Below are 15512 nucleotides of genomic sequence, written 5' to 3'. Positions count from 1 at the left end.
ACCTTCCTATTTGAATTTAAAGTTAAAATTGATCCCAAATGTTCGTGTTGCAGGCAAGGAAGCCCCTTCTATCCCGGCATAACCTAAAGTAGGCGAAAATTCCGATTCGGGATCTATATTTTCACTATATTTAAGCAAAGTAAGCAGATTTCGCGCGACCAGGTCAATCCCTACGCTGCTAAAAGGTGTTTTTTTCAAATAACGCGGATTTATAGTATAACCCAAAGTGGCCTGCCTCAACTTAATAAAACTGCCGTTAAGCACCGATAATGCCGAAATATTGGTCGCCAACTCTGGATAATAGGTATAAGCAGGCACATTAATGGTATTTTTTTGCCCATTCTCCGATACACCATCAGCCACAATCCCGGTTTCCCTGCCAACCAGAGTAGCCTTATTTAAACCCTGCACATAACTATAATAAGCAGTTGCCGATAAAATTTTATTGCCAAAACGGTAATCAATCAAGAAAGATAAACTAAAATGTTTGTAATTAAAACTGTTGGTAACGCCTCCATATAAAGTGGGCATAGTACCGCCCATTGGGATAAAATTACCCCGTTTGGGTATTCCGTCTGATCCGACGATTACATTTCCGGTGGCATCGCGTAAATAATCGTAAGCCATAATCTGGGTAATCGGTTTGCCTACCACTAATGCGGTATTGGCATTTAGAGGCCTGTAAGTACCTGTTAGTGTATAATTACTGTTGCCATCTATTGAAAGCAGGGTATTTTTCACCTTGGTCATGTTCAGGTTTACCTGCCATTTTGCATTTTGGGTGAGGATTGGTGTATAACCTAGCGCCAGTTCTATCCCTGCATTCCGGGTTTCACCGAGGTTAACGTAAGCAGAAGTAAAACCAGTGGTAACCGACTGCTTGGCATTGATAATTTCGTTATGGGTAAGGCGGTTAAAATAGGTAAAATCGATATCCAAACGGCTGTTGAATAACTTAAGATCGAGGCCGGCCTCTATTTCATTCAAGGTAAAAGGCTTTAAATTATAATTGGGCAGGTCGCCTGAAAAACCGCCTATAGGAACACCATTTACCTGATTATCTACCGTATAATAAATCTGTGTGGTGTAAGGAACAATAGGTTCTCCGCTGGTTTTGGCAAAATCGAGCCTTAGTTTACCAAAATCAAGTCCCTTTATCTTTAACAGATCAGAAAATATAAAACTTCCCGATACCCCGGGCACAAATATACCACGGTTGTTTGCAGGCAGGGTTGAATAAATATCGTAACGACCCGTAACCGAGAAATTAAGAAAGCGTTTATAACTGAGATCAGCGGTATAATAAGCCGATTCGGTTACAATTTTAGATACGCCCAGTGTCTTTGTACTGGTGATGAGGTTTTCAGGAACGTACAGGTAAGGAATTTTAAACTGTGAGCCAACAAGTTTTTCATTTGTACCTTTTCTGTTGCGGTAATTTGCCCCCAGAGAAAGTTCGAAGTTCAGGTTATCACTGAGATCATGGGTGGCGCTGAATAAAATATCGCTGTTTAGCTCTGAAGTATGGTTTTGATTGTAGGCATTTATTCCACCCTGCCTGTTAATCGAGAAAGCCGTTCCCGTAGGTAAAATACTTACTACCTCATCTTTGCTTGAATCGTAACCAACCCTACCCTGAAGTGATGCCCATCCGGCCAGCTGATATTTTAATACCGCCGAAGTAATGTAACGGTTCCTGGTGGCATAATCGGCCTGTTTATTCATTAAAAAATACGGATTGGTTTTATATTCATCCGGATTCCAACGGGTTTCGAAACCAGTTTCTGCATCAAAACCTGGTAACAGGATGGATTGATCCAAACTTGTGGCTAAAGCCGAAATCCCGTAATTGGCATTCAGCGGCCCGTCGCTTAAATAACTTTTATTTTTATTCTTTTCGTAAATGTAATTTCCGGTAAGGCTTAGCGATAACTTACTGCTTAAAGCTACTGTACCATAAAAGTTAAAGGTTCTACGGTTTAAAACACTATTGATTAATAGCGAACTGTAATCTAAATTAGAGGCCGAAACCCGGTAATTATTCAGGTTATTGCCGCCAACCAACGAGAGCGTATTGATAAAAGCCGGAGCGGTGCGGTAGAAAGTCTGAATGTTGTTTTTAACCGGTAAATACGGACTTACCGAACCATCAACCTGTGTAACCGGTTTTCCATCCATCACTTCTCCCCAGCTTAATAAACTGGTAGAAACAGCATTATACTGATCGGTGGGCCGTTTATTCTGCGCCCCCTGCCCATAAATATATTGAAAATCGGTGGCATTTACAGGAACATCAAAAGAGAGGTTGGTATTATACTCCAGTTTTGCCCTGGTATTTTCTCCGCCACTTTTCAGGTTAATGAGGATCACGCCATTAGCGGCCCTTGCACCATACAGTGCCGAAGCTGCCGAACCTTTCAATATCGTAATGGTTTCGATATCATCCGGATTGATGTTGCTGATGCCATCGCCATAATCGGCCCCGCCATATTCATTTGCACTGCCCCTGATGCTGTTATCAATGGGTACACCGTTTACAATAAATAAGGGAGAGGCAGCAGTCATGCTCGAAACCCCGCGGATTAATACCCTTGCGGCCGATCCGGGCCCGCCATTTACACCAGTAATGTTAAGCCCCGCTACCCTACCCTGCAAGGCCATAATCATATTGCTTTCCCTGGCCTTTGCAATAGACGAACCTTTTATGGTGGTTAAGGCATAACCTACTTTTTCATTGTCTTTTTCGATGCCCAGCGCCGTAATCACCACTTCTTTTAAAAGATGTACACTGTCAGCAGTTAGTTTGCCTTCAATATTTTTTCTGATTACAATAAGGTTATTGGGCAGTACCGAATAAGTAAAACCGCTGTTGTGGAGCAACTGTTCGATTACCTTCAGGGCTTCTTCATCTTCTACCTTAACCGATACGCGGTGTTTAGGGATTTTAGATTCGCTGTAGACAAAATGATAAACAGTTTGTTGCTGTACACTCTCGATTACCTGTTCGAAACTGGCGCCCTTAAAATTCAGGTTTACTTTGGTTTGCGCATGTACACATAGTGGAAAAATCAATCCAATTAATAATATGGTCCGCTGCACAAAATTCATGGCCACAAATATACATGGCTAAACCGTTGTGTGCTAACGGTAGATGTACACATTTTTACCTTTTACCGAATAATTAAAGTTTTCGATCAGTTTTAACACATTTAAGGCTTCGGTAAGACTTTCTTTCCCGAAATGACCTGTAAACTGTACTGCTTTAAGTTCAGATTCTTTAAAGTTTATTTTTACACCGTACCAGCGCTCGAAAAGTTTGGCTACTTCATCAAAACGATTGTTTTTAAAGATAAGTTCGTGGTTGACCCAGGCGGTTTCAATAATTTTATCTGCCCCGCTTCCGTTAAAAAGGGTCAGCTGGCTTATACTTCCTTTACCATTGGATAAAGTAAATTTATCATTCGGTTTTAAGATAAAAGTTTGATCTGCATTATTTCTAAGCGAAACAGATACCTTTCCCCTGATCAAAGTGGTTTCGGTAAAAGCATCATTCGCGTAGGCTTTAACATCAAATTCGGTACCCAGTACTTTTACCGCCATTTGGCTGGTATGCACAATAAAGGGATGCGCAGGATCTTTTTGTACCTCGAAAAAAGCCTCGCCCGACAGGTACACCTCTCTGGTATCAGCTTTAAACTGCGCGGGGTATTTTAAGCTGCTGCCCGAATTTATTTTAACGGTGGAGCCATCAGCAAGTACAATGGTTTTAACTTCAGCAGCTTTGGTTTGTACGTTTAATACATCAGCTTTTGGAGAGAAAATCGTTCCGCGGTTATAAATCAGTACCGCAGCCAATGCAATCGCCAGAACAACGGCAATTTTTAACCAGGTACCATAAGATTTATGTCTACTAACCCTTAAAACTGGTTGCTCAGGAACTTTAATCTGCGCTTTGATCCGTTCGAAAACAGGATCAGTATTTTCATCTTCAACAGGTTCTGATTCGAAATAGTTAACCAGCACATCATGTTCTTTTTTCAGCACGGGGTGATCGGCCAAAATAGATTTCAGCTCAACAGATTCATCCGGCGAAATTTCTCCGGCCAATTGTTTTCCAAGCAATTCTGTAAATCTTTGATCTGTCATTTTGTTTTCCGTCCTTTATGATATGTTCCTTTTTATGAGAAAATTGCCTACAAAAAATATAAAAAAGATAAAGTACCTACTAAGATAACCAGAGAGATGATTTTTCCAATCATTTTTTCATCACTGCCCTTATCTTTTATATGTAAAGGCTGCAGCACCACACGGAGTTTGGCAATAGCCCTGAACAATTGAGTTTGCACCGTGCGTGGCGAAATATCCAGCAGTTCGGCCACTTCCTTGTATTTCATTCCGCTTTCTTTAATCAGCCTGAAAACTGTGGCGGCCTGCGGTGCCAAACCTGCTATGGCTTTATCAAGCTGGCGGTGAAGTTCTTTATTTTCAATCAGGTATTCTGGGGTATGCATATTTACCGAAACATCATCTCCGGCATCAGCTAAATCGATAAACGTAACAGAGGAATTTTTTTTAAGGTATTTAAGCGATTGATTTTTTACGGCGATAAAGAAATAACTCTCGGGGTTGAGCACATGGGTACTTTCCTTCCGGTTTTCCCAGCATTTAACAAATACTTCGGTAACAATATCTTCGGCAACCTGTTTATCAGTGACATAATAAACGGAGAATTTAAGCAGTCTGCCATATAGAAAGCGATAAAGCTGCTCAAAAGATGTAATATCATCACTGAGGCAAATTTTCTTCCATAAAACGACTAGATCTAGCTTAGCTGCTTTCAACTTGGTTAGTTTTTGAATCAAATGTAAGGTAATAAAAAATATTTCATAAAAAAATCTTGCCGTTGTAGGCAATTTAACAAAAAAAAGGATTCTTCTTTTAGTGCCAGGTTATGGCACTGGCCATTTATAGATCTATTGAAGCTGAAACGATGAATAAAATCAATTATGTACTGGGCATTGATATTGGCGGTTCGCACATTACCGCGGCCGTAATCGATATGCAGCAGCGCAATATCCTTAAAAACTCCTATACCCGCGATCGTGTAAACTCACATGGCACAACCGAACAGATTATAAAAACCTGGTGTACCAACATTAAAGCTGCCTATAAAAAAGTCGATATTCAGATTGGCCGTTTAGGTATTGCCATGCCCGGGCCTTTTGACTATGAAAATGGCATTTCTTACATCGCCGGGAACGATAAGTACGCCGCATTTTATGGCCTTAATGTAAAAGATATGCTGGCCAGTGAACTGCAGATTAGCAGCGACCAGATTTTAATGAGTAATGACGCCTCTTGTTTTTTAGCAGGAGAAGTTTTTGCAGGCGAAGCACGTAATTATAATAACCTGATTGGCATTACATTAGGCACGGGTTTAGGAAGCGCAATTTGCGCTGAAGGAAAAATTTCAGACGCGAATTTATGGTGTTCGCCATTTTTGGATGGCATTGCCGAAGATTACCTTTCTACACGCTGGTTTTTGAAACGTTATTACGAACTTTCGGGAATAAATATCCTGAATGTACGCGAACTTGCCCTACTTTATGATGAAAGTGCTACGGCGCGAAAAATATTTACCGAATTTGGTCATAATCTTGGTCTTTTCCTCAAAGATTTTCAACAGGCTCATGGGGCCGAAGCCATTGTAATCGGTGGTAACATTGCCAATGCCTCCAGCCGTTTTGTACCAGGTGTAATTAAATACCTTCAATCGCAGGGCATCAATTGTCCGATACATATTTCCAAGCTGAATGAAGATGCTGCTTTGGTTGGTGCTGCAGGTTGCTGGGCGGTGCAGGAGAAAGAAAGTGTAGGAAAGGTGTAATTTCCTGACGCGATCCTTCTTGCGGTCCCGGAGTTTTGGGATCAGCATCTTTCTTGCTAGGTGGACCCTGAAATAAATTCAGGGTAACGAATTGAATTAGTTAAGGCGTTTCTAAAATATTATTTCAATAAATAATTATCGAATTCATGTTGATGGTTTATTTTTATATGGAAATGAGGAGGCAGCGGTTCTTACCTACTGTCAGGCTTATAACGAATGGCCTGTCCCTAGCCAGGGTTACAGGCGTATAACCATTGTTTTTAAACCCGATTAAAGTGGAAGTCCGCAGCGCAGCGAAGACCTGGAACGGAAAGCGGGACGGAAAACCTCCAAAAGAACAGAACTGTTCATTTCCAAAAAGCCTATTCTTAAAATCGAAAACCAGATTAATCTTTGCATCAGATGATAATATCTAACACTAGGCATCCCTCCTGCTCTCTACCGTATATATAAAACTATCGGCAAGATAATAGCCTAAATTATATTCTATGGGCCTGTCCCCCTGATCGAAAACATAACGTTTTCTAAAGAGCAACGGACTTCCAGCCTCTACATCCAGTTTTGAAGCAATAAATTTATCAGCAGCTTTGGCACTTATTTCTTCTTTAGATAAGTTGGCAATAACGGAATGGTCTTTCTCCAAAATCTCGTATAGCGGACGTTTAAAATCCTCATCTCCGGTGAGCCCGATCCGCGGATGAAAATAAGAGATAAAATAAACAAAAGCCCCTTCAGCTTTTCCTCTTAAACGTTCTAACTTTAGCACTTTTTTATCGGTAGCAATATCAAAAAAGTGAGCCAGTTTTTCATCAGGGAATACCCAGCTGATGTGAAGTTCGAAATTTTTGACCGGAATGCCACGTGCCTGCATTTCTTGCGAAAAACTTAACCAGTTGGTTGCTTTAGAACTCACCGAAACTTCTGCAACTTTAGTCCCGATACCTTTTTTGCGGATCAGTAAGCCCTCATAAACCAGTTTATTTAATGCCTGCCTAAGCGTGGTTCTCGATATCGCCAGCTGTTTAGCCATATCTACTTCATTCGGTAAAAATTTGGTCGCATATTCAGGATCTTTAATCAGGTTACGCAATAATTCTTCGGCCTGAATGTGTAAAGGAACAGGACTTTTGTGATCAATTGAAAATCTCATTTTTTTATCATGCATCTCTTTAGGCAACAAGAAATGCGAAATGCATCTTAGCAAAGATAAAAAAAGCACTTACAAACAGAAACATAATGTAGGTATATAGTTATTTAGCTGAGGTTATATTTCACGATTACACCTACAGAAAATAATTGTCTCAATTAAAAATACCGTTATTTCAATCCCCAAAAAGAATTATTTTAAAAAATTAGGATATATGTACATACATATATACATTTGTTATTAAACAATGATTTGCCCGATTTATGGAAGTAAAAAATAACGTTCAGGAATCACCGTCCATTGATAAGTGGAGAAAAAGCGGTGAAAGAGTTTTACCGGAAAACATTGATCACTTCGATCAACCAAAAAATGGTTATAATCTGTATCCTGTACACGCTTTAGGCAATAACAAAATATTTAATGGCTATCCATCATTAGCCTCATGGATTATTGAAAAAAAAACGGTGATTATTGATGGTTATATTGGCGTATTCTGGCAACAAACTGAATCTTTTTTACAAGAGGAATTTACAAAAAGGAATGTAAAAATTAACTGGATCCGATCTTCAGAATACCTGAAAAGCACTGATGAGCTATCACAATTGGTTAACCCGTTTTTGGGAGAAAATAAAAGTGTTTGGGGAAAAAAAACGACCCTTAAACTCGAAGATTTTTTTGATGACAGCTTTTTTACCATCCCGACTGATGATCAATATGATATAAACATTGTAATCGGAATGGGTGCTGCATTAATTAACCAAGATGCCCCCACTATTTACCTTGATATTCCTAAAAACGAGATCCAGTACCGTATGCGTGCCAATGCGGTTGCCAACCTTGGCGCAGATAAACCAACAAGTGCCGCTGAAATGTACAAAAGATTTTATTTTGTAGATTGGGTAGTACTGAATGCACATAAAGCTCAAATTTTAGATCGAATCAGTGTGGTAGCCGATGTGCAGCGTCAATCGTCTATTAACTGGGTTTCAGCAAAGGACCTTAAAAAAGGCTTAAAACAGATCAGTCAATCTTTGTTCCGCGTGAGGCCATGGTTTGAAGCCGGTGCATGGGGTGGACACTGGCTCCAGGAAAATATTGAGGGACTCAATAAAAATGAGGTGAATTATGCCTGGTCTTTTGAGCTGATTGTACCAGAAAATGGCATTGTTTTCGAAAGTGACGGCTACCTGCTCGAAGTTGCATTTGATTTTTTAATGTTGACCGAAAATGAATCGGTACTGGGTAAACATGCTCCAATTTTTGGGACTGAATTTCCGATCAGGTTTGATTTTCTGGATACCATGGATGGTGGAAATCTTTCGGTTCAATGCCACCCGTCGTTAAAATACATCAGGGAGGAATTTGGCGAAAACATTACCCAGGATGAAACCTATTATATTTTGGAATGTAAAGAGGATGCTAAAGTGTACCTGGGTTTTCAGGAAGATATCGAACCCGCCGATTTTAATAAAGCTTTAACCGACAGTCAGCAGTTAAGCCGGGAAATAGACATTGAAAAATATGTGCAAGTGCACAATGCAAAAAAACACGACCTTTTTTTAATTCCAAATAGCACCGTACACAGTGCCGGAGCCAATAACTTAGTACTCGAGATCAGTGCAACACCCTACATCTTTACCTTTAAAATGTACGATTGGCTCCGTTTGGGATTAGATGGCCAGCCTAGGCCCATTAATATTGAGCATGCTTTTAAAAACTTAAATTTCGACAGAAAAGGGAATGTTGTTACCCAAGAATTAATTTCCAAACCATCGGTAATTGAAAAAGGATCAGATTGGGAACTAATTCATCTTCCAACCCATCAGGAACATTTTTATGATGTTCACCGACTGGACTTTGATACAGAAATTACGGTAAAAACAAACGATGTTTGTCATATATTAATGCTCGTAGAAGGTACGGCCATTAAAGTAAAAAACAGCGATGGTCAGCTTACTGATTTTCATTATGCCGAAACTTTTGTGATACCCGCCGCAGCGGGAAGTTATACATTAATTAATACCGGTGCCGGCAGGGCTAAAGTAATTAAGGCATTTGTAAAAGATGAAGTGAATTTTGATGCGCCAATAATCCACACAGAAAAATAAAATCTGTGTTTATCTGTGTACATCCGTGGTTAAAACGTACAATTAACCACAGATAAAAAGGATGAACACAGATAGGGCGTATTAAATCCCTGATTATCGGTACATCCGTGGTTAAAACGTACAATTAACCACAGATAAAAAGGATGAACACAGATAAGGCGTATTCTATCCGTGTTTATTGGTGCATCCGTGGCTAAAACGTACAATTAACCACAGATAAAAAGGATGAACACAGATAGGGCGTATTCTATCCGTGTTTATCGGTGCATCCGTGGCTAAAACGTACAATTAACCACAGATAAAAAGGATGAACACAGATAGGGCGTATTAAATCCGTGTTTATCGGTGCATCCGTGGCTAAAGCGTACAATTAACCACAGATAAAAAGGATTAATACAGATAGGGCGTATTCTATCCGTGTTTATCGGTGCATCCGTGGCTAAAGCGTACAATTAACCACAGATAAAAAGGATTAATACAGATAGGGCGTATTCTATCCGTGTTTATCGGTGCATCCGTGGCTAAAGCGTACAATTAACCACAGATAAAAAGGATGAACACAGATAGGGCGTATTCTATCCGCGTTTATCGGTGCATCCGTGGCTAAAACGTACAATTAACCACAGATAAAAAGGATGAACACAGATAGGGCGTATTCTATCCGTGTTTATCGGTGCATCCGTGGCTAAAACTTACAATTAACCACAGATAAAAAAGATTAACACAGATAGAGCGTATTAATCCGTGTTTATTGGTGCATCCGTGGCTAAACATAATAATTAAGCAAAGAAAAACAGTTTATCTGTATATATCTGTGGCTAAACACAAATAATAGATATTTAACCAATTTATAAATTATGAGTAAGCAAAAGAAAACCAGTGTGCTCTTGATAACCCTTGTAGCATCTTTGGGTGGCTTTTTATTTGGCTTCGATATGGCCGTGATATCCGGGGTTTTACCCCTGGTACAAAAGCAGTTTGCCTTAAGTGCATCGCAGGAAGGATGGTTTGTATCCTCAGCACTGGTGGGCTGTATTATCGGTGTAGCCCTTTCAGGAGAACTGAGCGACAGGTTCGGCCGGAAAAAACCATTGATCTTAACCGCCGTTCTTTTTGTGGCATCCGCTATGGGCTGTGCTTTAATACCTAACCTCTCTGGCGTAATTGCTTTTCGGGTTTTAGGTGGTATCGGTATTGGTATCGCTTCAAATGTGGTACCGCTTTACATCTCAGAAATAGCACCGGCAAACATCAGGGGCAGGTTAGTTACTTACTATCAATTTGCACTTACGCTGGGCATTTTAGTCGCGTATCTGAGCAATGCGGCGCTCTTAAACGGAGTTTCTACTCAACATACGGCTACCACTTTAAGCAGCATATTCAACCAGGAAGTTTGGCGCGGGATGCTGGGTATGGGCGTACTGCCTTCAGTTTTGTTTTTATTTGGCCTGTTGCTCATTCCCGAAAGCCCAAGGTGGCTGATACAAAAAGGCCGGACAGCAGAAGGCGCTTTAATCATCAGCAGCATTACCGGACAAACATTACCCGAAATTCAACAAGAACAGCTTAAAACAGAAAACAACAGTGCTAAAAGCTCTTATAAGGAATTATTTGCACCGGCTATGCGTAAGGCCTTATTAATCGGCATTTTATTACCCTTATTTTCACAATTTAGTGGTATTAATGCCATTATATATTATGGACCAAGAATACTCGGCAACGCAGGCATATCATTAAGCAATTCGCTGATCAGCCAGATCATTTTTGGTTTGGCAAATATGATTTTCACGCTGTTTGCCATCTGGAAAGTAGATAGCTGGGGCAGGCGACCACTTTACCTCTATGGCACTGCGGGAGCGGCAATTTCATTGATCCTCACCGGTATCTGTTTCTATTTCAATGCCACTTCAAGCATTTGGCTTTTAGTGTGCGTTTTGGCGTTTTTGGCCTGTTTTGCCTGCTCAATCGGTCCCTTAAAATTCGTAGTGGCATCAGAGATATTTCCCGGGGCAATACGCGGAAGAGCCCTGGCCATCAGCATTATGGTGATGTGGGTAGCCGATACCATTGTAGGTCAGATTACCCCTGTTTTGCTCAATCAAATTGGCAGCGCAGGTACCTTTTGGTTTTTCGCCTTTTTCTGTGTTGTCGCATTTATTGTAGTTTATAAACTGTTACCCGAAACCAAAGGAAAATCACTCGAACAAATAGAAAGCGACTGGAAAGAGGATACTGATAAACCAGTATTTTTTCATTAACGAAATGGATTATGAACATGACATTGAACATTCGAATCACCGTTTTATTACTGGCCATGCTTTTTGGCAGCCAGGTAAAAGCACAATCTGACCGCGATTTACTGGCTTATGCAGCTCCACGCATTGGCACAGCGCACAGCAGGTGGTTTTATTTTACGCCGGGAGCGGTACCCTTCGGAATGGCTAAACCTGCACCATCAACCAATGGATCATACGGCAATAAAAGTGGCTGGGAAGCGGTAGGTTACGATCAAAGACATACTTCTATCGAAGGTTTCGCCAATTTTCACGAATTTCAGATCGGAGGAGTGGTTTTTGCCCCATCTGTAGGGAAACTGCAAACATTAGCGGGAAGTTTAGAACACCCGGAAACAGGTTACCGTTCTACTTTTGACCGCAAAGATGAAATCGCCATGCCAGGCTATTATTCGGTATTATTAAAAGATTATAAAGTTAAAGCCGAACTCACTTCGACCAAAAGGGTGGCTTTTCACCGTTATACCTTCCCGAAAACAAACCAGGCGAATATTATTTTTGATATCGGGCATCAACAAGGTGAGAGTGGCGTGGTAACCGATGCAAAAGTGTATCTTACCGCAGATGGTAGAATTGAGGGCTATGTAATTACACAACCGGTTTACGTACAAAAATATCAGCCCGGGGCCGATGTGAAAATGTATTTCTCAGCTGAAGTCAATAAAAAACCCATTGCTTTTGGCACTTTTAACGGAGAAAGTATTTCAACAGGAACAAAAAGTACCAGTGGTAAAGGCGCAGGTTTGTACCTCACTTTTTCAACTCAGGAAAATGAAAACATCAGCTTAAAAGCAGGCCTCTCCTACACCTGCATTGAAAATGCCAGGCTAAACTTAAAACAAGAAGCCGCTCAGCTTTCATTCGATCAGGCAAAAGAGCAGGCGCTCAATACCTGGGCAAGCTATTTAGGAAGAATCAGGGTGACTTCAGATAATAAAAATGACCTCACCAAATTTTATACCGGCTTGTACCATGCATTATCTGGCCGTGGTTTAGCGAGCGATGTAAATGGTGCCTACCCAAAAAACGATGGTAGCATTGGACATATCCCACTTGATAAAAACAACGCCCAGCTCCATAACCACTATAATACCGATGCCATTTGGGGTGCCTTCTGGAATTTAACGCAACTTTGGGCCATCGCCTATCCCGAATATTATTCTGATTGGGTTAAAAGTCAGTTATTGGTGTACAAAGATTCAGGCTGGCTGGCTGATGGCATAGCCAATAGCCGTTATGTATCAGGCGTGGGTACAAATTTTGTGAGTTTGGCCATTGCATCGGCTTACAATTCTGGCATTCGTGATTTTGATGTGAAAACAGGTTACGAAGCAGCACTTAAAAACGAACTGGAATTTAAAAACCGGCCTTTTGGAGCCGGAAAGCCTGATTTGGAAAGGTTTTTAAAATATGGCTATGTAAATCATTTAGATCAGGGTAATGGAGCAGATGAAAACTGGAAATTTTCGGCTTCGCACACACTCGAATATGCTTTTAGCTGCTATGCCGTAAGCCAATGGGCAAAACTGTTGAACAAAACGGACGATTATAACCGGTTAACAACACTTTCAGACGCATGGAAAACCATTTTTGATCCGGGCTCCAAATTCATCAGGCCTAAGGATAAGCAGGGAGAATTTATTGCCAATTTTAATCCCAAAGCCGCATGGAGAGGTTTTCAGGAAGGAAATGCATGGCAATACACTTTTTATGTTCCGCAAAACCCGATGGGCTTAATATCGGCCATTGGTAAAGATGATTTTAACAAAAGGCTCGACAGTATTTTCACCGTATCCGAAAAAAATAAATTTGGCGGAGGTACTACAATAGATGCCTTTTCCGGATTGGAAAGTCTGTATAATCATGGCAATCAACCCAATTTACACATTTCTTGGCTGTTCAATTACGCGGGTAAACCATCGCTTACCCAAAAATGGGTGAGAAAAATTTTGGATGATTTTTACGGTACCGAAGGCATACACGGTTATGGCTACGGGCAGGATGAAGATCAGGGTCAGCTTGGTGCCTGGTATGTAATGGCTTCGATGGGGCTTTTTGATGTAAAGGGTTTTAGCGATGCTTCGCCGGAAATCGGGTTATCGGCGCCAGTGTTTAACACCATCAGGATTAAAGGCAATAAAAAATATTTCAGCGGAAAGGATTTCGAAATTGAAACCGAAAATAATAGCAAAGGAAATAGATATGTAGCCTCATTTTCACTTAATGGCCATCCGTTAAAAACGCCATTTATGAAACTTAAAGATATTCAAAATGGCGGAAAATTGTTGATCAGGATGGATAAAACGCCGAAAGATGTGTATTGATGAGTAAAGTAACCGGAGTATCAGATCATTCATTAATTCTGTTATTTTCAAAGATAAGTCGTCATTCCCAATCGAGTTGAGAATGACGATCTTGCGAAGTATTTTTCAATAGTTTATCAATAAAAAAGGGCAATAAACCTATCGTTTATTACCCCATCTCATTGTATGTGTGTTGAATGATTATTTTAATATCAAATTTCTCCCCTATTCTATTTCTTTTTCTCTAACTCCGTAATGGCCGTCCACAATACGCCGGCTTCCCCTCTAAAACTCGATGAACCTTTTGGTTTATTATCGGGCGTGTACCATTCATAAAAGCCATTGTTACTGATTACCCTGGCCAACATCGGATCCAGCGCTTCTTTTGCTTCTGCCAATAAATTATAACGGATAAGCTGGGTAACCATTCTGCCTCCAAACCAGGTCCAATCGCCTCCATTTTGATAAGAATATGGTCCCATTACCTTATTCTGAAACGTACCAGCAGGATAAACCGGGTAAAGTGTAAGACCGATTGTTGCCGCATTTGCATCTTTTACATTTTGCTGCATTTTTTTGTAAGCTTCTTTTACCTGTTGTTTGGTTAACAAACCGGCCTCAATGGCAACCGCTGTGCCGCCATGGTAATATACTTTCGATTCATCAAAGGATGCCGGAAAAGGTGAACCGTTTAAATAAACATGCGGAATATATTTTTGTGCCTTTTCGTCCCACAGGTATTTGTTGATATTTTGACGTACATTCTTGTAAATCCCTTTCCATTTTTGGGTTTGGCCGGCACTTAAATCTCCAACAGCCATAAAATCTTCAATAGCGATTAAAAACATGGCATTATCATAAATATCAATTGCCCGGTGAGTATTTTCATCTATTACCACTCCCCAGCCCTGCTCTGGCTGTACATCGCCCCAATCGGCAGTGGTTGCGCCCCAGATTAAGCCATATTTTTCATTAAACCGCTCTTTCATCAGAAAATCCATCGCCCTTTCCATCTGCTTTTTAACCGTTAAACCTGCAACTTTATCGTTTAAGATGGTTTTATCTCCCGTAACGCGGATATATTTTGCAATGGCCTGAATCAATGAAGTTTCCTGATCGGTTTCTACAGTATTTTTGTGACCGAGAAATCCGGGAACCAGGTCAGATTTGTAAAATTTACCTTCACTGCCTGCTTTTTCTGAGGGAATGTAACCATCCAAAATAGAACCATCTGGCTGCTGAAACTGAAAAAATGTGATCAGGTGCTTTCTGATCTGCGATTTATCGTTCACTTTACAGCTCAGCTCGATAAAGGTGTTCAAATCCCTTATCCAAACTTCTCCATAACCATCACCGGCAGTAAAACCTTTTCTGATCAGTTCTTCGGCCATGGTTTTTACTTTATTCATCACCTCTGGCTGAACATTTTGCAGCGTTTTTGCCGTAGCCGTTGTTTCTTGCGCTAAGGTAATACCAGGAAGAGCGAGGGTAATCAGTGCTGCCAGTGCAATATTTTTATTCATAAGGATGTTATAATCTATTATTTGGTTCGGATTGAATAAATTGTATATGTACAAACATATAGACATTAATTTAATTTTCAAATATTTCTGTCATAAATATCTAAATGTATTTTATATTCTGCTAAAGATCATTTATCATACTGTATAAAAGCATTTTAATCCATTAAAATTTAAATTTTGATTTTAACGATCAGCACCATATGTTTGTACATACATATCTGTCACTTTTAAAAAGTGCAGATGATCACAA

At 40.3% G+C, this 15512-nt stretch carries 9 protein-coding genes; 4 read left to right on the top strand and 5 right to left on the bottom strand.

Annotation, left to right across the window (positions count from 1 at the left end; genetic code table 11):
• Positions 1-6 precede the first annotated feature (6 nt).
• Genes ACTJKC_RS21075 through ACTJKC_RS21065 form a run of 3 tightly spaced genes read right to left on the bottom strand, consistent with a single transcriptional unit; the run spans position 7 to position 4841 of the window.
• Positions 7-3108: a SusC/RagA family TonB-linked outer membrane protein gene (locus tag ACTJKC_RS21075; RefSeq protein ID WP_440795043.1), complete on the bottom strand. Its 3102-nt coding sequence runs from the start codon at positions 3106-3108 to the stop codon at positions 7-9.
• Positions 3109-3141: 33 nt separating this feature from the next.
• Positions 3142-4146, bottom strand: coding sequence for a FecR family protein (locus ACTJKC_RS21070; protein WP_440795041.1), 1005 nt, complete (start codon positions 4144-4146; stop codon positions 3142-3144).
• A gap of 47 nt (positions 4147-4193) precedes the next feature.
• The gene (locus ACTJKC_RS21065) at positions 4194-4841 is read right to left on the bottom strand and encodes an RNA polymerase sigma-70 factor (protein WP_440795039.1); all 648 of its coding nucleotides are present in this window, start codon (positions 4839-4841) and stop codon (positions 4194-4196) included.
• Between the two features lie 110 nt (positions 4842-4951).
• On the opposite strand from ACTJKC_RS21065, the gene ACTJKC_RS21060 reads away from it, so the two are divergent.
• Positions 4952-5887 carry an ROK family protein gene (locus ACTJKC_RS21060; RefSeq protein WP_440795037.1) on the top strand — a complete coding sequence of 312 codons (936 nt, stop codon included), beginning with the start codon at positions 4952-4954 and terminating at the stop codon, positions 5885-5887.
• A gap of 418 nt (positions 5888-6305) precedes the next feature.
• Here ACTJKC_RS21060 and ACTJKC_RS21055 read toward each other — a convergent pair whose 3' ends face one another.
• Positions 6306-7037, bottom strand: coding sequence for a GntR family transcriptional regulator (locus ACTJKC_RS21055; RefSeq protein ID WP_440795035.1), 732 nt, complete (start codon positions 7035-7037; stop codon positions 6306-6308).
• A gap of 260 nt (positions 7038-7297) precedes the next feature.
• On the opposite strand from ACTJKC_RS21055, the gene ACTJKC_RS21050 reads away from it, so the two are divergent.
• From ACTJKC_RS21050 to ACTJKC_RS21040, 3 genes are all read left to right on the top strand, one after another.
• Positions 7298-9142 carry a class I mannose-6-phosphate isomerase gene (locus ACTJKC_RS21050; protein ID WP_440795033.1) on the top strand — a complete coding sequence of 615 codons (1845 nt, stop codon included), beginning with the start codon at positions 7298-7300 and terminating at the stop codon, positions 9140-9142.
• 857 nt (positions 9143-9999) lie between these two features.
• Positions 10000-11400 carry a sugar porter family MFS transporter gene (locus ACTJKC_RS21045; protein WP_440795031.1) on the top strand — a complete coding sequence of 467 codons (1401 nt, stop codon included), beginning with the start codon at positions 10000-10002 and terminating at the stop codon, positions 11398-11400.
• Positions 11401-11417: 17 nt separating this feature from the next.
• A complete protein-coding gene (locus ACTJKC_RS21040; protein ID WP_440795029.1) occupies positions 11418-13760 on the top strand; it encodes a GH92 family glycosyl hydrolase in 2343 nt (780 codons plus the stop codon).
• Positions 13761-13969: 209 nt separating this feature from the next.
• On the opposite strand, the gene ACTJKC_RS21035 is transcribed toward ACTJKC_RS21040, so the two are convergent.
• Positions 13970-15262: a hypothetical protein gene (locus ACTJKC_RS21035; RefSeq protein ID WP_440795027.1), complete on the bottom strand. Its 1293-nt coding sequence runs from the start codon at positions 15260-15262 to the stop codon at positions 13970-13972.
• Positions 15263-15512 lie beyond the last annotated feature (250 nt).

It is taken from the genome of Pedobacter sp. 22226 (assembly GCF_052045455.1).
Lineage (GTDB): Bacteria > Bacteroidota > Bacteroidia > Sphingobacteriales > Sphingobacteriaceae > Pedobacter > Pedobacter jeongneungensis.
The sequence above is the reverse complement of the archived record's forward strand: the minus strand, read 5'-3'. Positions and strand labels throughout refer to the sequence as shown.